The 20,681-nt window shown below is 62.0% G+C and carries 17 protein-coding genes; 14 read left to right on the top strand and 3 right to left on the bottom strand.

Annotation, left to right across the window (positions count from 1 at the left end; all coding sequences use genetic code 11):
* Positions 1–124 precede the first annotated feature (124 nt).
* Both CKW13_RS15695 and CKW13_RS15700 read right to left on the bottom strand, forming a co-directional pair.
* The gene (locus CKW13_RS15695; RefSeq protein WP_095109539.1) at positions 125–661 is read right to left on the bottom strand and encodes an NUDIX hydrolase; all 537 of its coding nucleotides are present in this window, start codon (positions 659–661) and stop codon (positions 125–127) included.
* Positions 662–664: 3 nt separating this feature from the next.
* Positions 665–1,732, bottom strand: a complete 1,068-nt coding sequence (locus CKW13_RS15700) for a DUF2333 family protein (protein ID WP_095109540.1) — start codon at positions 1,730–1,732, stop codon at positions 665–667.
* Between the two features lie 259 nt (positions 1,733–1,991).
* On the opposite strand from CKW13_RS15700, the gene CKW13_RS15705 reads away from it, so the two are divergent.
* The 13 genes from CKW13_RS15705 to CKW13_RS15765 all read left to right on the top strand — a co-directional run bounded on the left by CKW13_RS15705 (position 1,992) and on the right by CKW13_RS15765 (position 18,845).
* The gene (locus CKW13_RS15705; protein ID WP_095109541.1) at positions 1,992–3,662 is read left to right on the top strand and encodes a PleD family two-component system response regulator; all 1,671 of its coding nucleotides are present in this window, start codon (positions 1,992–1,994) and stop codon (positions 3,660–3,662) included.
* Between the two features lie 972 nt (positions 3,663–4,634).
* Complete coding sequence (locus CKW13_RS25020; RefSeq protein ID WP_371856238.1) at positions 4,635–5,678, top strand: methyl-accepting chemotaxis protein; 1,044 nt, start codon at positions 4,635–4,637, stop codon at positions 5,676–5,678.
* Between the two features lie 229 nt (positions 5,679–5,907).
* Complete coding sequence (gene aroQ / locus CKW13_RS15715; protein WP_095109543.1) at positions 5,908–6,363, top strand: type II 3-dehydroquinate dehydratase; 456 nt, start codon at positions 5,908–5,910, stop codon at positions 6,361–6,363.
* A gap of 24 nt (positions 6,364–6,387) precedes the next feature.
* Entirely contained in the window at positions 6,388–6,846 is a 459-nt protein-coding gene (gene accB, locus CKW13_RS15720; protein WP_095109544.1) for an acetyl-CoA carboxylase biotin carboxyl carrier protein, read from the top strand.
* Positions 6,847–6,863: 17 nt separating this feature from the next.
* Positions 6,864–8,225, top strand: coding sequence for an acetyl-CoA carboxylase biotin carboxylase subunit (accC, locus tag CKW13_RS15725; protein ID WP_095109545.1), 1,362 nt, complete (start codon positions 6,864–6,866; stop codon positions 8,223–8,225).
* A 270-nt stretch (positions 8,226–8,495) separates the two neighbouring features.
* The gene (prmA, locus tag CKW13_RS15730; RefSeq protein ID WP_095109546.1) at positions 8,496–9,374 is read left to right on the top strand and encodes a 50S ribosomal protein L11 methyltransferase; all 879 of its coding nucleotides are present in this window, start codon (positions 8,496–8,498) and stop codon (positions 9,372–9,374) included.
* A 30-nt stretch (positions 9,375–9,404) separates the two neighbouring features.
* Positions 9,405–10,625, top strand: a complete 1,221-nt coding sequence (locus CKW13_RS15735) for a DUF3426 domain-containing protein (RefSeq protein ID WP_095109547.1) — start codon at positions 9,405–9,407, stop codon at positions 10,623–10,625.
* A gap of 196 nt (positions 10,626–10,821) precedes the next feature.
* Positions 10,822–11,835, top strand: coding sequence for a tRNA dihydrouridine synthase DusB (gene dusB / locus CKW13_RS15740; protein WP_095109548.1), 1,014 nt, complete (start codon positions 10,822–10,824; stop codon positions 11,833–11,835).
* On the top strand, positions 11,832–12,152 hold the full coding sequence (fis, locus tag CKW13_RS15745; protein WP_003186237.1) for a DNA-binding transcriptional regulator Fis: 321 nt from the start codon (positions 11,832–11,834) through the stop codon (positions 12,150–12,152). Before dusB ends, fis begins: the two co-directional genes overlap by 4 nt.
* 81 nt (positions 12,153–12,233) lie before the next feature.
* The gene (gene purH / locus CKW13_RS15750; RefSeq protein WP_095109549.1) at positions 12,234–13,841 is read left to right on the top strand and encodes a bifunctional phosphoribosylaminoimidazolecarboxamide formyltransferase/IMP cyclohydrolase; all 1,608 of its coding nucleotides are present in this window, start codon (positions 12,234–12,236) and stop codon (positions 13,839–13,841) included.
* Positions 13,842–14,013: 172 nt separating this feature from the next.
* Complete coding sequence (gene purD, locus CKW13_RS15755; RefSeq protein WP_095109550.1) at positions 14,014–15,309, top strand: phosphoribosylamine--glycine ligase; 1,296 nt, start codon at positions 14,014–14,016, stop codon at positions 15,307–15,309.
* Between the two features lie 99 nt (positions 15,310–15,408).
* On the top strand, positions 15,409–18,186 hold the full coding sequence (locus CKW13_RS15760; protein ID WP_095109551.1) for a hybrid sensor histidine kinase/response regulator: 2,778 nt from the start codon (positions 15,409–15,411) through the stop codon (positions 18,184–18,186).
* A 62-nt stretch (positions 18,187–18,248) separates the two neighbouring features.
* Positions 18,249–18,845: a MarC family protein gene (locus CKW13_RS15765; protein WP_095109552.1), complete on the top strand. Its 597-nt coding sequence runs from the start codon at positions 18,249–18,251 to the stop codon at positions 18,843–18,845.
* Positions 18,846–18,894: 49 nt separating this feature from the next.
* Here CKW13_RS15765 and CKW13_RS15770 read toward each other — a convergent pair whose 3' ends face one another.
* Positions 18,895–19,713: a hypothetical protein gene (locus CKW13_RS15770; protein WP_176465117.1), complete on the bottom strand. Its 819-nt coding sequence runs from the start codon at positions 19,711–19,713 to the stop codon at positions 18,895–18,897.
* 258 nt (positions 19,714–19,971) lie between these two features.
* Here CKW13_RS15770 and CKW13_RS15775 point away from each other — a divergent pair, with 258 nt between their 5' ends.
* Positions 19,972–20,616 carry a hypothetical protein gene (locus CKW13_RS15775; RefSeq protein WP_095109553.1) on the top strand — a complete coding sequence of 215 codons (645 nt, stop codon included), beginning with the start codon at positions 19,972–19,974 and terminating at the stop codon, positions 20,614–20,616.
* Positions 20,617–20,681: the final 65 nt, after the last annotated feature.

Below are 20,681 nucleotides of genomic sequence, written 5' to 3' on the forward strand. Positions count from 1 at the left end.
CCAGGCCGGTGCAGCTTGAAAAGTCGCGCAGTGTAACGGCAAATTGCCTACTTGCTAAGAGCCAATTCGCGCAAATTTATGCGACTTTTGCGACTCGCTAAGCAGAGGGTCCGCGGGTGTCTGGCTATAGCGGTCGTTTCAGGTAGCGCTGCAATGCCGCCAGGGAGTCTGGGCAGTAGGGCTTTTCCTTGATCTCGCGCAGCACCACGTCCATGGGCAGGAAATGAGCCCGCTGCACTTCCTCGGGCTGCAAGCGCAACGGGCCGTCCCAGACCGCGGAAAACGCCGAGCACCACAGGCGATTGCCCGTGTCCTCGAAGTAGAAATGGTCGTGGGCGGTCAACTCGACACCGGCCACGCCCAGCTCTTCTTCCAGTTCCCGAGCCGCCGATTCGGCGTAGGTTTCGCCCGCCGCCACCATGCCCCCTGCCGCCACGTCCCAATAAGCGGGGTAGATGGCTTTGCTCTCGGTGCGCTGATGCACGCACAGCTCACCGGCAGAGTTGAACAGCAGGATGTACGTACCGCGCCCGATCAGGCCGCGTTCGCGCAAGTCACGTCGCACCAGGGCGCCGAGCAGGTTGTCCTGCTCGTCGACCCAGGCGATGGTTTCGGCATCGGAGGCCGCCCGGTGGGCCGCCTCGTTGGACGCATCGACCATGGTTCAGCCCTGGGACAGCAGCTGACGCAAGTCGATGACCGCGGCATTGGCCCGGGAAATGTAATTGGCCATCACCAGCGAGTGGTTGGCCAGCACGCCGAAGCCGCTGCCGTTGAGAATCATCGGGCTCCACACCGGCTCCTGGGACGCCTCCAGTTCACGGATGATCTGGCGCACGCTGACCGTGGCGTTTTTCTTGGCCAGCACGTCGGCGAAATCGACTTCGATGGCGCGCAGCAAGTGGGACAAGGCCCAAGCCTGGCCACGGGCCTCGTAGAACACGTTGTCGATCTGCATCCATGGCGTTTCCACCACTTCTTCGTCCACTTGCAGGATCTGCCCCGGCGCCGGCGCCTCGGTTTTCAATGCGGTGTTGAGCTTGACCCGGCCGACGCTGGCCGACAGGCGCTGCGACAGCGAACCCAGGCGCGTGCCCACATCACCCAGCCAGTTGTTCAGGTTGTCGGCACGGGAGTAGAACAGCGCGCCCTTCTGGTTCGGGTCGGACAACCGCGCCTGATAGCGGCTCAGGGAGTTGATGCCTTCCTGGTATTCAGACTCGCTGGACGGCAGCACCCAGCTCTTGTTGTCGAAGTTGAAACGCGGCTCGGCCTTGGCCAGGTCGGCGTCCTCGGCGGACTGCGACTGGGAGCGGGCGAAGTCTTTACGCAGGGCGCGGCTCAAGTCGCGCACCTGCACCAGCACGCCGTATTCCCAGCTCGGCATGTTGTCCATCCACAGGCCCGGCGGGAAACGGTCGTTGGAAATGTAGCCACCCTGCTTGCTGAGCAACGTGCCAGCTACGGTCTTGAGGGTTTCCACCGTGGTGTAGCCGATGACCATCGGCTTGCCTTCTTTCTCGGCCGCCACCTGGGCGTTTTGCTGCACCGGGAACAGCGCCGGCTCCTGGCTCCAGTACCAACCCAAGGCAATGGCCACCAATAAATACAGGCCGACCAACGTCGCCAACGCGCGGCTGAACAACAGCCCACCAAAATAGCTGCGGGTCGCCGACTTGGGTTGCGCGGCATGTTCAGGCGCGCTACCTGCGCGGTTCTTCCAGTCCAGCATGGCTATGTCCTTTCAGATCTGGGGATTCATCGGTTCGACCGCAACCTTACAACAACGTGCCTTTTACCGGCACCGGCGATTGGTTTAAACCCCAACTATCTGCGCCAACGCGCTGAAGAAGGCAAATTGACCCAGCGGTCAAAAACTGAATCGTGCCACCCAGCAGATTATTGACGTACGACACTCATCCCACTGAAAAGAGGTGCTAGCATAGAGCCACCAGTCGACCTCAGCATGCAGCCTAACTAGTAGTCAGGATATGACCGAGCCAGAAGACCCCAGCCGCGAGCGCCTCAAGCACCACTTTGCCCAGCGGGTAATTCATCAGGCACGTCAGATACTTGAGATATGGCAGCGCCTGCAACGCAGTGAGTGGTCCAACGTCGACCTGTCGGAGTTGGGCGAAGCCAACCTGCGCCTGCTGCGTTTTGCCGAACGCTTCGAGCAACCCGAGCACACGGTGCTGGCCCGCAGCATCAGCCAGGCGCTGCAAGCGGTGGACGCCAACCGCGGGCGCTTAAGCAGTGAACTCATCACCGACCTCAATCGCCTGATGCAACGCCTGTCGCGCACTGGCCTGCGTCACGGCGACCAGTTCGAGCAAACCTTCCTGCCGCCGCTGCGCAAACCCATCTACGTGATGCTGCAAGACCACGACCGCGCCGAGCGGCTGGCCAAGCAACTGGAATTCTTCGGCCTCAGCGCCCAGTCCCTAGATAGCATCGAGGCGTTCCGCGCCTCCCTGGTCGAACGCCTGCCGGCGGCCATCGTCATGGACGTGGATTTCTGCGGCCCGGGCATGGGCCTGGTACTGGCCGCCGAAGCCCAGGAAGGCCTGGAGCACAAGCTGCCGCTGCTGTTTTTCAGCCTGCACGAAACCGACACCCCCACACGCCTGGCGGCGGTGCGGGCCGGGGGCCAGGAGTTTTTGACCGGCACCCTGGAGGCCTCCAGCCTGCTGGAAAAAATCGAGGTGCTGACCTGCGTCGCCCAGTACGAGCCTTATAAAGTGCTGATTATCGATGACTCCCGCGCCCAGGCCCTGCACACCGAGCGCCTGCTCAACAGCGCCGGGATCGTCACCCGCACCCTGATCGAGCCGATCCAGGCCATGGCCGAACTGGCGGACTTCCAGCCCGACCTGATAATCCTCGACATGTACATGCCGGCCTGCACCGGCACGGAACTGGCCAAGGTGATCCGCCACAACGACCGCTACGTCAGCGTGCCGATCATCTACCTGTCGGCCGAAGACGACCTGGACAAGCAGCTCGACGCCATGAGCGAGGGCGGCGACGACTTCCTCACCAAGCCGATCAAGCCGCGCCACCTGATTACCACCGTGCGCAACCGCGCCGCCCGCGCCCGCCACCTCAAGGCGCGCATGGTGCGCGACAGCCTGACCGGGCTGTACAACCACACCCACATCCTGCAATTGCTCGAAGACTGCAGCTTCCGTGCGCGGCGCGAGAACAAGCCGCTGAGCTTTGCCATGCTCGACATCGACCACTTCAAACGGGTCAACGACAGCCACGGCCACCCCATGGGCGACCGCGTTATCAAGAGCCTGGCGCTGTTTTTGAAGCAGCGGCTGCGCAAGACCGACTTCATCGGGCGCTACGGCGGCGAAGAATTCGCCATTGTGATGCCCGACACAGACGTTGAATCGGCCTACAAGGTGCTCGACCAAATCCGCCAGCGCTTTGCCGAAATTCACTACCCGGCCCAGCCCCAGGATTTGTGGTGCACCTTTAGCGCCGGGGTGGTGGAACTGCGCGAAGGCTCTGACAGCCTGATGATGGCCAGCCAGGCCGACGAAGCGCTGTACCGCGCCAAAGATGCCGGGCGCAACCGGGTACAAGCGGCCCAGCAATCAAAGCAAAGTGCCATCTTTTCACCGGAATCCACCGAAGCCGTCACAACCCCGTAACACAAACGCAATAAATTCAGGCGCTTACCTCTGTCACTGGTAGAGACTTAGATGCGCCTCAAGCGTTTGACCAATCTCAACACCCTCCTGCTGGTTGCCGTCTGCCTGGCCCTGGCCGCCACCCTGTGGTGGTCGCAGCGGGCGCTGGAGCGCCCCTACCTGCTGATGGAGCGCTACCTGGGCCTGTCGCAGCAATTCCAGAACCAAGTGGCGCGCAACATCGAAGACTACCTGGCCAACGGCGACGCCCTGCGCTTGAGCAGCGCCAGCCAGGCCATGGATGCCTTGCAGCAGGAACTGGCGGCCATGCCCGCCGACCTGGCCGAGCGCGTGCGCCCGAGCCTGAGCGAACTCATCGACTTCAGCAAAACCGACCTGTTGGCCGCCGGCAAACTGGCCGGCGACCCGCAAGCCTTGCTGTTGCAAGCCGAGCGCGAATTGGCGGCCAGTGTCGAGCAACTGAACCAGTACGCCAGCGGCGCCGGCGCCAACCCTGCCGCGTCGGGCTACTTGCCGCTGCTGTTCAACGCCTCCCAGCACCTCACCACCCTGTCCCTGGCCCGGGAAAAACTGGTCAGCAGCGGGCGCGCCGAACTGGCCGCCGACGTCGAGCGCGAAGTGGACAACATCCGCGCCCAGGCCGAACGCCTCGACGCCCTCCCCTTGCTCGGCGTCGCTGCCAGCAGCGACTCCAACAGCAACGACTTCGCAGCGCTGATGGGGCTGGAAAGCAATGAACAGAAGGTCGCCGAAGATGCAGGGATCGGCCTCAAACGTGAACTCAATAGCTTGCTGGCCCGTTACCCGGCGGAATTGGCCCGCACCCGCAGCCAAATCGAACAACGGGCTGGCCTGGGCGCCGCCACGCGGCAAAAAATCAGCACCGTGCAGCTCGCCATCGCCGGCCTCGAACCCACCGTGCGCGCCCAACACGGGCAGATACAAAGCGAAGTGCGGCTGATCCAAGGCCTGATGATCGGCCTGATCCTGCTGATCGCACTGTTGATCGACACCTTGCAACGCCGCCTCGCCCGCGTCCTGACCAACCTGGCGCCGGCCCTGTCCACCTGGGCCGAGGGCGATTTCAGCCGCGACATCAAATTGGGCCCCACCAACCGCGAACTGCATGACATCGAAGCATCCCTCAATCGCCTGCGCGCCTATCTGGTGGACCTGGTGGGCACCATCCGCCTCAACGCCGAGCAAGTGGCGGCCAGCAGCCATGCCCTGGCCGAGTTGAGCAGCGGCCTGCACGGCGGCGCCGAGCGCCAGGCCGGGGACACCGCGCAAATCCGCGATGCGCTCGGCGAGTTGGAAGCCACCATCGTGCAAGTAGCCGGCGACGCCAGCCAGGCCGCCGACGCCAGCCGCCACGCGGGGCTGGCGGTGGAACACGGGCAGAAAGTCATCGGCCAGAGCCTGACCGGGCTGCACGCTCTGGTGGGCGAAGTGCAGGGCAATGCACAAATGATCGAACACCTGGCCGAAGAGTCGGCCACCATTGGCGGCGTGCTCACGGTGATCCGCTCGATCGCTGACCAGACCAACCTGCTGGCCCTCAACGCGGCCATCGAAGCGGCCCGCGCCGGCGAGATGGGCCGCGGGTTTGCGGTGGTCGCCGAAGAGGTGCGCACCCTCGCCCAGCGCACCGCGGGCGCCACCGCCGAAATCCAGACCCTGATCGCCGGCCTGCAACTGGCCGCGCGCCAGTCGGTGGAAGGCATGCGCGCCCAGGTTGAACACGCCGAAGCCACCGCCAACCAGGCCCAGGCCGCCGACGGCGCACTGGACGAAATCGTCGGTGCGATCCAGACCATCGCCGACACCGCCGTGCGCATCGCCGACGTCACCGCACAACAAAGCGGTGCGGTGAGCGAAATCCGCGACCACAGCGAGCGCATCCATCTACTGGGCGGCGACAACCTGCTGCGCATCGGCGAAGGCCGCGAGCAAGGCGACCACCTCCTGGCCCTGGGCGGGCAGCTCAATACGGCGGTCCAGGCGTTTCGGGTGTAGCGCCCGGCCGCTGTTGTGCAGGGATTTTGTAGAACCGAGCCTGCTCGGCGGGGCAGCCTGCGGGCCGGCAAGATCCGTCCCACACTGACCACAAGCGCGCTGCGGGTCACATATCTCGCGCGAACATCGCTCATCGTGCTGGCTATTGCAGGGAACTGGACAGTCACAAAGGCTTTGCGGCATAGTCGCCGGGTTCTGACAACTGCACATCGATAACAAGGAACAGCAGATGGCGACCCTACTGGTGCTGCATGGCCCCAACCTGAACCTGCTCGGCACCCGCGAACCGGGCGTCTACGGGGCAACCACCCTGGCGCAGATCAATCAGGATCTGGAGCAGCGCGCCCGCAATGCCGGCCATCACCTGCTGTACCTGCAAAGCAACGCCGAGTACGAATTGATCGACCGCATCCACGCCGCCCGCGATGAAGGCGTGGACTTCATTGTGATTAATCCCGCAGCTTTTACGCACACAAGCGTCGCATTACGTGACGCGCTGCTAGCGGTGAGCATCCCATTCATCGAAGTGCATTTGTCTAACGTGCACAAACGCGAACCTTTCCGCCATCACTCCTACTTCTCAGACGTTGCAGTCGGAGTGATCTGCGGCCTTGGCGCCAGCGGTTATCGACTGGCCCTGGAGGCCGCCCTGGAACAGCTTGAACAACAAGCTAAACGCCCCTGACCGACCCTTGGGAGTTGACGATTCATGGATATTCGTAAAGTTAAGAAGTTGATCGAACTGCTGGAAGAATCCGGCATCGACGAGCTGGAAATAAAAGAAGGCGAAGAGTCCGTTCGCATCAGCCGTAACAGCAAGACCCCGCAACAGCAATACTACGCGCCAGCCCCAATGGCCGCGCCGGCAGCCGCACCTGCTGCTGCCCCGGTAGCCGCCGCTGCACCTGCCGCGCCTACCGCCCCCGTGCTCAACGGCACCGTGGCCCGCTCGCCGATGGTGGGCACTTTCTATCGCAAATCCTCGCCTACTTCGCCGTCCTTCGTTGAAGTCGGGCAGAGCGTGAAGAAAGGCGACACCCTGTGCATCGTCGAAGCCATGAAGATGATGAACCACATCGAAGCTGAAACCAGCGGTGTGATCGAATCCATCCTCGTTGAAGACGGCCAGCCGGTTGAGTACGACCAACCGCTGTTCACCATCGTTTGAGCCGCGGAGATTCTTTGATGCACAAACCTGCGAAGTTGGAAAAAGTCCTGATCGCCAACCGCGGTGAAATCGCCCTGCGGATCCTGCGCGCCTGCAAAGAGATGGGCATCAAGACAGTCGCCGTGTACTCCAAGGCCGACAAGGAGCTGATGCACCTGGGTCTGGCCGACGAGTCGGTGTGCATTGGCCCGGCACAAGCGGCCCAGTCCTACCTGCACATCCCGGCGATCATCGCGGCCGCCGAAGTGACCGGCGCCACCGCCATTCACCCCGGCTACGGTTTCCTCGCGGAAAACGCCGACTTCGCCGAACAGGTCGAGAACTCCGGTTTCGCCTTCATCGGCCCCAAAGCCGACACCATCCGCCTGATGGGCGACAAGGTATCGGCCAAGCACGCCATGATCGCTGCCGGCGTGCCGACGGTTCCGGGTTCCGACGGCCCGCTGCCGGAGGACGAAGAAACCGCCCTGCGCATTGGCCGTGAAGTGGGCTACCCGGTCATCATCAAAGCCGCTGGCGGCGGCGGTGGCCGTGGCATGCGCGTGGTGCATAAAGAAGAAGACCTGATCTCCTCGGCGAAACTGACCCGCTCCGAAGCGGGCGCAGCGTTCGGCAACCCGATGGTCTACCTGGAAAAATTCCTGACCAACCCACGCCACGTGGAAGTCCAGGTGCTTTCCGACGGCCAGGGCCACGCCATCCATCTGGGCGACCGCGATTGCTCGCTGCAACGCCGCCACCAGAAGGTCCTTGAAGAAGCCCCGGCACCGGGCATCGACGAGACGGCGCGCCAGGAAGTCTTTGCACGCTGCGTCAAGGCCTGCATCGACATCGGCTACCGTGGCGCCGGCACGTTCGAGTTCCTCTACGAGAACGGCCGCTTCTACTTCATCGAGATGAACACCCGCGTCCAGGTCGAGCACCCGGTATCGGAAATGGTCACCGGCATCGACATCGTCAAGGAGATGCTGAGCATCGCCGCTGGCAACAAGCTGTCGTTCACCCAGGATGACGTGGTAATCCGCGGTCACTCGCTGGAATGCCGGATCAACGCCGAAGACCCGAAAACCTTCATGCCAAGCCCAGGCACGGTCAAGCACTTCCACGCCCCGGGCGGCAACGGCGTGCGGGTCGACTCGCACCTGTACAGCGGTTATGCAGTGCCGCCGAACTACGATTCGTTGATCGGCAAGCTCATCACCTACGGCGCCACCCGCGACGAAGCCATGGCACGCATGCGCAATGCCCTGGACGAAATTGTGGTCGACGGGATCAAGACCAACATCCCGCTGCACCGTGACCTGGTTCGTGATGAAGGCTTCTGCAAAGGCGGAGTCAACATTCACTACCTGGAGCACAAGCTGGCCGCGCAACACTAAGGCCCGCCGCACTACGACAAAGCCGCCTACGGGCGGCTTTGTCGCATCTGCACTGCTCCTCTGTGGCAGCGGGCTTGCCCGCGATGGCGGTGGTTCAGCCCGGCATTTATCGTCGGCCATTACGCCCTCACAAGCCCGCCAGCCCCCACACAGGATCTGCCGCACCTCATACCTTGATGCCAGGATTCGTTTTCTGCCCCCCGCTGGCGTAAACTTGCGCGCTTTCGCAGCCGCACCCGGCTGCACCCTCATTTTTCAAAGGTGCCCGCCATGCCTTGGCTGCAAGTCCGTCTGGCCATCAGCCCAGAACAAGCCGAAACCTACGAAGACGCGTTCCTGGAAGTGGGCGCCGTATCGGTGACCTTCATGGACGCCGAAGACCAACCGATCTTCGAGCCCGAGCTCAACACCACGCCGCTGTGGTCCCACACCCATCTGCTGGCCCTGTTCGAGGACGGCACCGACGCCGACAGCGTCCTGGCCCACATGGAACTGCTGACCGGCGGCCCGTTGCCCGAGCATCACAGCGAAATCATCGCCGACCAGGATTGGGAGCGCAGTTGGATGGACAACTTCCAACCCATGCGTTTCGGCCAGCGCCTGTGGATCGTGCCGAGCTGGCACGCGGCCCCCGAGCCTGAGGCGGTGAACCTGCTGCTCGACCCGGGCCTGGCCTTCGGCACCGGCACCCACCCCACCACTGCGCTGTGCCTGGAATGGCTCGACGGCCAGGACCTCAAAGGCTGCGACGTGCTGGACTTCGGCTGCGGCTCCGGCATCCTCGCCATCGCCGCGCTGCTGCTGGGCGCCAAGCAAGCCGTGGGCACCGACATCGACGTGCAGGCCCTGGAAGCGTCCCGCGACAACGCCGGGCGCAACCACATCGCCGAAGCGCTGTTCCCGCTGTACTTGCCCCAGGACCTGCCGCAAACCCAGGCCGACGTGCTGGTGGCCAACATCCTCGCCGGCCCGCTGGTGGCCCTGGCGCCACAGCTGTCGAGCCTGGTCAAGCCGGGCGGGCGCCTCGCGCTGTCGGGCATCCTCGCCGAGCAGGGCGAAGAAGTGGCCGCCGCCTACGCCCAGGACTTTTGCCTCGACCCCATCGCCAATCGCGACGGCTGGGTGCGCATTAGCGGGCGTCGGCGCTAAAATGGCCGCCCGCCCGAACCGGATAGCCGCATGAGCGACAGCTTCGTCACCCAGTGCCCCCACTGCCAGACCCGTTTTCGCGTCAGCCACGGCCAATTGAGCGTGGCCCGTGGCGTGGTGCGCTGCGGCTCCTGCCTGCAAGTGTTCAACGCGGCCAAGCAATTGCTGGAGCAACGGGGCAAGCAAGTACAGCCGCCCGCTGCCGCCCAACCGCCAGTGCCGCGCGCCATCAGCCAAAAGCAATGGAGCGCCACCGAGCTGGACTTGGACAGCCTCGACCTCGACAAGGAGCTCGCCCGCCTCGAACAGCGGGAAATCCAGCCCATCACCGACGCCAGCAAACCCCGCGAAGACAGCCTGAGCGCCAGCCGCGACAGCCAGGCCGGCGAAGAAGAACAGTGGTCCGACAGCCTGTTCAGCGAATCGGCCGCCGACCGGGCCCTGAATGACGAGCCGCCGGTCAGCGCAGAGCCACCCCTGGCCGACGACATCGAAGAAGCCCCGGCCAAGGCCGAGCGCACCGAACCCTCGCTGTCCTTCTCCACCCTCGACCTGGACGACGCCCCCCCGGCCCCGCCCTTGCGCCTGGAGCAGCAAGCCGCACCGCGCCACGAACGCCTGTCCGCGGCCGACGACCTCGACGAAGCCACGCCGCAACCTGCCGCACCGCGCAAAAAACGCGAACGCAGCGAACCGCCCATGCACGAAGAAATCCTCCAGGACCTGGAAGACGACCCGCTGCACCTGGACTCGCAAAAACGCCGCTCGCCCTGGGGCCGCCGTCTACTCTGGGGCCTGCTGATCCTGCTCGCCGCCGGCGCACTGGCCGGGCAGTACATCGCCTACCACTTTGAAGAACTGGCGCGCCAGGATCAGTACCGCCCGTGGTTCCAGCAACTGTGCCCGCAAATCGGCTGCACCGTGCCGTCCAAGGTCGATATCGCCCGCATCAAGAGCAGCAACCTGGTGGTGCGCAGCCACCCGGACTTCAGCGGTGCTCTGGTGGTGGACGCGATCATCTACAACCGCGCACCGTTTTCCCAACCTTTTCCGCTGCTGGAGCTACGCTTCGCCGACCTGAACGGCCACTTGATCGCCAGCCGGCGCTTCAAGCCGGCGGAATACCTGGGCGGCGACCTCGAAGGCGTAGCGGAAATGCCGCCGCAAACGCCCATCCACATCGCCCTGGACATCCTTGACCCCGGTACCAAGGCCGTCAATTACAGCCTCAGCTTTCATTCGCCCGAATAAAACGGTTCAGCCCACAAGCCCGACCGCCCATTGACGGCGGTTTTCTGACTGGCTGGCCCGCCGACCAAACCGCTGGCGATAACGCAATAACTGCTCAGATTTTATCCAATTGCGCCTTTAACCAGTCATCGAGAGCGGGTATCATGCCAACCCTTTTTCGTAGTCTCATGATCCGGCCCCACAACAGGGAAGTCCTATGTCGGCGGTACGCATCGGCCCATACACATTGCACAACGGCTTGATCCTCGCCCCCATGGCGGGCGTCACCGACCAGCCCTTTCGTCAGCTGTGCAAGCGTTTGGGCGCCGGTCTTGTAGTCTCGGAAATGGTCACCAGCGACATGAGTTTGTGGAACACCCGCAAATCCCGTCTGCGCATGATCCACGAAGGCGATCCCGAGCCCCGCTCGGTGCAGATCGCCGGCGGCGATGCACAGATGCTCGCGGACGCGGCCCGGGCCAACGTCGAGTTGGGGGCCCAGATTATTGACATCAACATGGGTTGCCCGGCGAAGAAGGTCTGCAACAAGGCCGCCGGCTCCGCGTTGTTGAAGGATGAAGCGCTGGTCACCGAGATCCTGCACGCCGTGGTGGCGGCGGTCGATGTGCCAGTGACGTTGAAGATCCGCACGGGCTGGGACCGGGCGAACAAGAATGGCCTGACGGTGGCGAAGATCGCCGAACAGGCAGGCATCACGGCACTGGCGGTGCATGGCCGCACCCGCGCCGACCTGTATACCGGTGAAGCCGAGTACGACACCATCGCCGCGATCAAGCAGGCCGTGTCGATCCCGGTCTTTGCCAATGGCGACATCGACTCGGCCCACAAGGCGCGCCAGGTTCTGGATGCCACCGGTGCCGACGGTCTGTTGATCGGCCGGGCCGCCCAGGGGCGGCCATGGATTTTTCGTGAAATCGAACACTATCTGCGTACCGGGCAAATCCTGCCGGCACCGCAGCTGTTCGAGGTGGAACGTATTCTGCTTGAGCATCTGGCCGCACTGCATGCCTTTTACGGGGATGTCATGGGTGTACGCATTGCGCGCAAGCATGTCGGCTGGTATCTCGCAACCCTGCCGGGCGCCAGGGAGTTTCGCGCCCACTTCAATCGTTTGGATGATACGGAAGCACAATGCGCCAACGTTCAGGCGTTCTTCGCCGAGCGTTACAAGAGCCTGGCGACAGGGGACGGAGAAGGGGTGGCCGCATGACGATGATGACCGAGACTTTAGTGAGTGGAACAACACCCGTGAGCGACAACGTGAATTTGAAACAGCACCTCAACACACCCAGCGAAGAGGGCCAGACCCTGCGCGGGAGTGTCGAGAAGGCGCTGCACAATTATTTCGCCCACCTTGAGGGCGCGGCCGTCACGGATGTGTACAACCTGGTGCTCTCCGAAGTCGAGGCGCCGCTGCTCGAAAGCGTGATGAACTACGTCAAGGGCAACCAGACCAAGGCCAGCGAACTGCTGGGGCTCAACCGAGGCACCTTGCGCAAGAAACTCAAGCAGTACGATTTGTTGTAAGCATTCAATCAAACCAGAAAGGCGAACGGGTCAAACCGGTCGCCTTTTTTGCTGACTCCTTTGCTTTTGATGGAAATTGAGATGACCGACCAGACTACCCGCCTGCCGATCCGCCGCGCCTTGATAAGCGTTTCCGACAAGACCGGGATCCTCGAATTCGCCCGTGAGCTGGAAGCCCTGGGCGTCGAGATCCTCTCCACCGGCGGGACATTCAAGCTGCTGCGGGACAACGGCGTGGCCGCAGTGGAAGTCGCGGATTACACCGGGTTTGCAGAAATGATGGACGGTCGCGTCAAGACCCTGCACCCGAAAATCCACGGCGGCATCCTCGGCCGTCGCGGTATCGACGACGCCATCATGAGCGAGCACGGCATCAAGCCAATCGACCTAGTGGCGGTCAACCTCTATCCGTTCGAAGCCACCATCAACAAGCCCGGCTGCGACCTGCCGACCGCCATCGAGAACATCGACATCGGCGGCCCGACCATGGTCCGCTCGGCGGCCAAGAACCATAAAGACGTGGCCATCGTGGTCAACGCCAGCGACTACGCTCAGGTGCTGCAAAGCCTCAAGGCCGGTGGCCTGACCTACGCCCAGCGTTTCGACCTGATGCTCAAGGCCTTCGAGCACACCGCCGCCTACGACGGCATGATCGCCAACTACATGGGCACCGTGGACCAGGCGGCGCAGACCCTGTCCACCGAAGGCCGCAGCCAGTTCCCGCGCACCTTCAACAGCCAGTTCATCAAGGCCCAGGAAATGCGCTACGGCGAGAACCCGCACCAGAGCGCGGCGTTCTACGTGGAAGCCAAGCCTGCCGAAGTGGGCATCGCCACCGCGACCCAACTGCAAGGCAAGGAACTGTCGTTCAACAACGTGGCCGACACCGACGCCGCGCTGGAATGCGTCAAGAGCTTCGTCAAACCTGCCTGCGTCATCGTCAAGCACGCCAACCCGTGCGGTGTTGCGGTGAGCCCGGACGACGAGGGCGGCATCCGCCAGGCCTACGAACTGGCCTACGCCACCGACACCGAGTCGGCGTTCGGCGGCATCATCGCCTTCAACCGTGAACTGGACGCCGAAACGGCCAAGGCCATCGTCGAGCGTCAGTTCGTCGAAGTTATCATTGCCCCGAGCGTCAGCGCCGAAGCCCGCGCCATCGTCGCCGCCAAGGCCAACGTGCGCCTGCTGGCGTGCGGCCAGTGGGCGGCTGAACGTGCCGCAGCCTGGGACTTCAAGCGCGTCAACGGTGGCCTACTGGTCCAGAGCCGCGACATCGGCATGATCGGCAGCGAAGACCTGAAAGTGGTCACCCAGCGCGCGCCGACCGAACAGGAAATCCATGACCTGATCTTCGCCTGGAAAGTGGCCAAGTACGTCAAGTCCAACGCCATCGTCTACGCCAAGAACCGCCAGACCATCGGCGTCGGCGCGGGCCAGATGAGCCGCGTGAACTCCGCGCGCATCGCCGCGATCAAGGCCGAACACGCCGGCCTGCAAGTGCAGGGCGCAGTGATGGCGTCGGACGCGTTCTTCCCGTTCCGCGATGGCATCGACAACGCGGCCAAGGCCGGCATCACCGCCGTGATCCAGCCAGGTGGCTCGATGCGTGATGCAGAAGTGATCGCTGCCGCTGACGAAGCGGGCATTGCCATGGTCTTCACCGGTATGCGCCACTTCCGCCATTAAGGCAGTGGCCGGTTTTTAGCCACAAGCGGCAAGTTTGAGCAGACCCGCGTCGCCCTTAACTTGCCGCTTGCAGCCCTAAAACTTAGAAAATTGCACGCTGACTCAGCGCTTTTAAACTTGCAGCTTTTGACTTGCAGCTTGCATCTCGCAATGTCCTCCAAAGGAGTCTGACTTGAACGTCCTTATTATTGGCAGCGGTGGCCGTGAACACGCCCTGGCGTGGAAAGTCGCCCAGGACCCTCGCGTCCAGAAAGTATTCGTCGCCCCCGGCAACGCCGGCACGGCCATTGAAGCCAAGTGCGAGAACGTCGCCATCGACGTGTTGGCCCTGGAACAACTGGCGGATTTCGCGCAGAAGAACGTTTCCCTGACCATCGTTGGCCCGGAAGTACCGCTGGTGGCCGGCGTGGTTGACCTGTTCCGCAGCCGTGGCCTGGATTGCTTCGGCCCGACCGCTGGCGCCGCCCAGCTCGAAGGCTCGAAGGCGTTCACCAAGGACTTCCTGGCACGCCACAAGATCCCCACCGCCGACTACCAGAATTTCACCGAAATCGAGCCGGCCCTGGCTTACCTGCGTGAAAAAGGTGCGCCCATCGTCATCAAGGCCGATGGCCTGGCGGCCGGCAAAGGCGTGATCGTCGCCATGACTTTGGCTGAAGCCGAGGACGCCGTGCGCGACATGCTCGCCGGCAACGCCTTTGGCGAGGCAGGTTCGCGGGTAGTTATCGAAGAATTCCTCGATGGTGAAGAAGCCAGCTTCATCGTCATGGTCGATGGCAAGAACGTGCTGCCCATGGCCACCAGCCAGGACCACAAGCGCGTCGGCGACGGCGACACCGGCCCCAACACCGGTGGCATGGGTGCCTACTCCCCGGCCCCGGTGGTCACAGCCCAAGTCCATCAGCGGGTCATGGACCTGGTGATCTGGCCGACCGTGCGCGGCATGGCCGAGGAAGGCAACGTCTACACCGGTTTCCTGTACGCGGGCCTGATGATCGACAAGGCCGGCAACCCGAAAGTCATCGAGTTCAACTGCCGCTTCGGCGACCCGGAAACCCAACCGGTGATGCTGCGCCTGCAATCGAGCCTAGTGCTGCTGGTCGAAGCCGCCCTGGCGCAAGCCCTGGACAAGGTCGAAGCGCAATGGGACCCGCGCCCGAGCGTCGGCGTCGTGTTGGCGGCGGGCGGCTACCCCGGTGACTACGCCAAAGGCGTGGCCATCGAAGGCCTGGACGCGGCGGCGGCACTGCAAGGCAAGATCTTCCACGCAGGCACCGCGCTCAAGGACGATCAGGTCGTTACCGCTGGCGGCCGCGTACTGTGCGCCACCGCCCTGGGCCAAAGCGTCGATGCCGCCCAGCAACAAGCCTACGCCTTGGCCGCCAAGGTTGACTGGCAGGGCTGCTTCTATCGCAAGGACATCGGCTACCGCGCCATTGCCCGCGAGCGTGGCGAAAATCAGGACTAAGCTATCCGTTCGGACAGGCAGGGGCCCCCGGCCCTTGCCGCGCTATTGCAGCGCCGCGCATAGTTACTATCCGGCCTCTATCTACGAAGGGATTTCGCCGTGCGCTGGCTCAGGATCGCCATAGGTTTCACCGTCAGCCTGCTGACCCTGTTCTGTTTGCTCCCGGCCCAGGCCGCGCAAGGCAGTGGCTGGGCGGTATTGCTCGACGAACAGGCCGACCTGCAACTGAGCGACATCCGCTCCTCGCGCTACACCAACCAATTCAGCCCCATCGAACTCAACCAGCTCAAGGCTGCCGAACCCGATGGCGCACTGTGGCTGCGCTTCAAGCTGCAACCAGGCAAGCATGAACAACTGCTGCGGGTCTTCGCCCCCGACCTGGCCCACCTCAATCTCTATGTGCTCGATGGCGACAAACTGATCGAGCAGGTCAACACCGGCAGCGAACCGCCGCGTACCGAACGGCCACTGCCCAGCAGCGATTTCATGCTGGCCTTGCCGCAGAGCCCCAATACCCTCGATGTGTATGTGCGCCTGGTCTCCGAATACCAGTTACGCCCTCACGTCAGCCTGCAACCGGCGGTAAAGGCCGCGGCGGATCAGGGCCAGACACTGATCTACGGCCTGCTGTTCGGCTGCCTGGCCATGCTCATCCTGCATAACCTCACACGCTATTCCTACACCCGTTCGCGCAGCAGCCTATGGCTGGCCGCGTGCGAAGCCTTGCTGCTGCTCAGCCTGCTCCTGCTGCTGAACCTGGCCTCGCCCTGGTTTCCGGGCTGGCACTCGCTGCAGACCCCGGGCGCCTATATCGCGTTACTGCTGACTGCGCCCTGTGGGCTGATGTTCGCCTACCGGTTTTTCGAGCCCCTGGGCCCGCATCCGCTGAACAAACTGTTGATCGGCGACTTGGTGGTGATTTCCCTGGGTAGCCTGCTGTTGCTGTTCGTCTCCACCCTGCCACTGAACATCATGACCTACTGCCTGGTGTCGCTGGCCGGCCTGAGCATGCTGTTGGTGGGCGCGTATCACTGGCACAAGGGCTACCGCCCGGCGCGCCTGTATGTGGTGGCGATGGTGATATTCAACGTCGGCAGCCTCATCATTCTCCCGGCACTGTTGGGCCTGACCCTGGTGTCGCCGCAGAACCTGATAATGACCCTGCTCGTGTTCATCTGCATCAGCGGCCTGCTGATGAGCGTGGCCCTGGGCGAGCGCCAGCGCAGCATCGCCGAAGACCGTTTCAGCGCCAGCCGCGACCTGGCCGCCAGCAATGCCGAGATCAACGCCAAAGCCCAGTTCCTGGCCAAGATCAGCCACGAAATCCGCACCCCGATGAACGGCGTGCTGGGCATGACCGAGTTGCTGCTGGGCACACCGCTGTCGGTCAAACAGCGCGACTACGTGCAAACCATCCACAGCGCCGGCAACGAACTGCTGACCCTGATTAACGAGATTCTCGACATTTCCCGCCTCGAATCCGGGCAGATCGAACTCGATGACGTGCAGTTCGACCTCAACGCCCTGATCGAGGATTGCCTGAACATCTTCCGCGCCAAGGCTGAACAGCAGAACGTGGAACTCATCAGTTTCATCCAGCCGCAAGTGCCCCGGGTCATCAGCGGCGACCCCACGCGCCTGCGCCAGGCCCTGTTGAGCCTGCTGGAAAACGCCCTGAAGAAAACCGATGAAGGCGAAATCCTGATTGTCGTCGCCCTGGACGACCGTAGCGCCAAGCCGCAACTGCGCATCGCCGTCAAAGACAGCGGCGAGCCCATGGAAAGCGACGAGCGCGACGCCCTGCTCAACGCCGAGCTGCACAGCAAGAACTTCCTCTCCACCACACGCCTGGGCGCCAACCTAGGGCTGGTGATCGCCCGGCAACTGATCCTGTTGATGAATGGCGAGTTCGGCATCAAGAGCGGCAGCCCCCGTGGCAGCACCCTGTGGCTGACGTTGCCCCTGGATCCGGAACGCCTAGAACACCCCACCAGCGACCTCGATAGCCCGCTCCAGGGCGCGCGGGTACTGGTAGTGGACGACAACGACACGTGTCGCAAAGTCCTGGTGCAGCAGTGCAGCGCCTGGGGCCTGAACGTCAGCGCCGTGCCGTCGGGCAAGGAGGCCCTGGCGCTGCTGCGCACCAAGGCCCATTTGCGCGACTACTTCGACGTGGTCCTACTCGACCAGAACATGCCCGGCATGACCGGCATGCAACTGGCGGCCAAGATCAAGGAAGACCCGAGCCTGAACCACGACATCCTGCTGATAATGCTCACTGGCATCAGCAATGCGCCGAGCAAGATCATTGCGCGCAACTGCGGAATCAAGCGCATCCTCGCCAAACCCGTGGCCGGCTACACCCTCAAGACCACCCTGGCAGACGAGCTGACCCAACGCAGCAAAGGCCAGACCAAGCCTTACCAAGCCCCACAGGCCAACCTGCACAATGTCCAGGTACCCGGCGATTTCCGCATCCTGGTGGCCGAGGACAACAGCATCTCCACCAAGGTCATCCGCGGCATGCTGGGCAAACTCAACCTGCAGCCCGACACCGCCAGCAACGGCGAAGAAGCGCTGCGCGCCATGAAAGCCACGCGCTACGACCTGGTGCTTATGGACTGTGAAATGCCGATCCTCGACGGTTTCTCCGCCACCCAACAACTGCGGGCCTGGGAAGTTGGCAACCAGCGCCAGCGCACCCCCATCGTCGCCCTCACCGCCCACATCCTGACCGAGCACAAAGAACGTGCACGCCTGGCCGGCATGGATGGGCACATGGCCAAACCAGTGGAATTGTCGCAGCTGCGCGAACTGATCGAGCACTGGGTCGCCCAGCGCGACGCCCATAGCCAAGCCACCGCACCCACCTTGTGAGCCGACAGGCTGCCTAACCCCTGATAGACTCTGCGGGCCCTCCCTCGCTGCGAGCTCCCACCATGCTGCATGTGCTGTTCAGCGTTTATCTGAAGATGCTGGTGCTTTACAGCCCGTTCTTCGTCCTGTCGTGCTTTATCAGCCTCACGCGCGGTTATTCCAGCAAGGAACGCCGGCGTCTGGCTTGGAAAGTCGCCCTCGCGACACTGGTGTCCAGCATTCTGCTGTACCTGTTCGGGCGGGTGATTTTCAGTGTCTTCGGCATTACCGTGGACGCCTTTCGCATCGGCGCGGGAAGTGTGTTGTTCATTTCGGCGCTGGGCATGGCCCAGGGCAAGTCCGCCGTGCAAACCGACAACGTCCAGCAGGACGTGACTATCGTGCCGTTGACCATTCCCCTCACCGTCGGCCCCGGCACTATCGGCGCCCTGTTGGTGATGGGCGTCAGCCAGCCACACTGGGATGACAAGCTCGCCGCGATCCTCAGCATCGCACTGGCCAGTTTCACCGTGGGCGTGGTGCTCTACCTCTCGCACCGTATCGAACGCATCCTCGGAGACCAGGGCCTACAGATCGTCAGCCGCTTGATGGGGCTGTTCGTATGTGCCCTGGCGGCACAGATCATCTTCACCGGGATCAGAGGGTATCTGGTGCCTTGAATATTGAGGCCGAAGTTATAAGCCTTCGGCCCTTACCCACCCGTGCCAACTAGCCCTTGTACCGGGCAAACCGTCGGCTTAATGCCGCGCTGAAGTAACCGTTGACCACACTCTCGATCTTGTCTCGGATTCCGGCATAGCGCTGCGGGTTAAACGTGATGTAGGCGTTCCCGTAGAAAATACCGCGCCCAGAACTTTTCCAGTCGAAGAACAACACCCCGCTGTCATTGCTAACAGTGGTCGCGCGGATGGACCATAACGAGGTGATGATCGCGCCGTTCTTCAACTGATTACAGGGCATCACCGCCAGCCTTCCACCACGGGCTTTCACAACCTCGCGATTGAACAGGGTAATGGCCTCGGGTTCCTTCTTCAGGGCCGACAGCGTTGAGTCAGCGATAGCCCCAAGTACCCCAGCTGCGGGAATCGCTGCTTTAGCCGCGTTAACTCCGGCGAGGATGATATCCGTAACGATATTGTCCATTGTCAGTTGGAGAGAACTTTTGTCGTATGCGTTGTAACCCGCATCGGCCACAAGACAGCCCGCTTCTTCCATACACTTCAAGAAAGCCAAATACCATCCCTCGGCGTCGCTTACGTCGGGAACCTCAGCATTGGCCTCCAGTTTTGCGAACTTGATGAGGTTCTCGATAATAAGCATGTTGTCCAGCGAAATATCATCGCCATAACCCACCAAAGAATTACTCAGCACCACCGCATCGAAGTCCTTAGTTGGGATGGAAGGGGGTGACAGTACGGACCGGCGCGGGCGGGAAATAAAACTGGCCTTTGTCAAATACTTGCTTGCGCGAGCCTCTATTCGCGCCACGCACTCGTCTTCATCGTACCGACTCTCAAAATTCTCCATAACTCACATTCCTTTGTAATTAAACATCAAACCCCACTGGGGGCTACAACGAGCTTAGACAACACCCGAAAAACCTAAAAAAAAACAATAATTTCAAACCATGTAAAAACCAAAACATAACAACACTTAAATATTCCGTTACAGCCTCCCCCATGACAAATTAATATTTAATAATGACACTCAACCTTCACGTTTTTTCACCCAATAAACACCGCTCGATAAAAACTTCTATTTCAATAACCCCACCGAGATCTCATCATGAACAGTCAAACTCCAGCCGGCATGGTCACCGGCCACAACCTGATGTCGTTTATCGAAGACTTATCACTTCAGGACCTTGATGATTTGACCGATTGCACCCGTATCGCAACAGCGTCTGCGGACATGGGCCATAACCGTTTCACCAATTCGCAGCTGTGGTTCGAGGAATATGCAAACACTCTGGACTTTTTAGGCTGGTCCCTGCATGAGGGCGCCATCACTACCCGGACCCGTACTGATGTATCAGGAACGGTGGCCGACTACTTGGTAAAAAGCGCGCAAAGCATGCAAAACCGGCAACAAGGAAATGCCATGATCGATACACTCGACGCGTTAAAGCCCAACCAACCCGCGACCTTAAGCCTAGATAGGGAAAGTCTCCATGGGCGGCGTTTTCAGATAATCCCCGCCAGTTATGGCGCGCAGAACAATCTGAGCATTGCAGTCTTCCATCTTGAACTTACCGTACAAATAGAGCGCACCGGCTTCCTATTCTGGGAATGGGAGGACAACCTGACAAAACTTGTACAACAGCGCGCTGTCTTCACATTGAATAGAACTAAGCTGGAAGATCGCCGGCAACTACTGGATAAAAAAATTCGCGAAATCACCTTGCCGCGATTTGCTTTGAATAGGCAATAACCTTGGCTCAATTCAGAGGCCGCCCCCACTTTCTCCCATCATTAGCTTGGCTACCCGGCGGGTAG

This window comes from Pseudomonas sp. Irchel 3E20, assembly GCF_900187645.1.
Taxonomy (GTDB): domain Bacteria; phylum Pseudomonadota; class Gammaproteobacteria; order Pseudomonadales; family Pseudomonadaceae; genus Aquipseudomonas.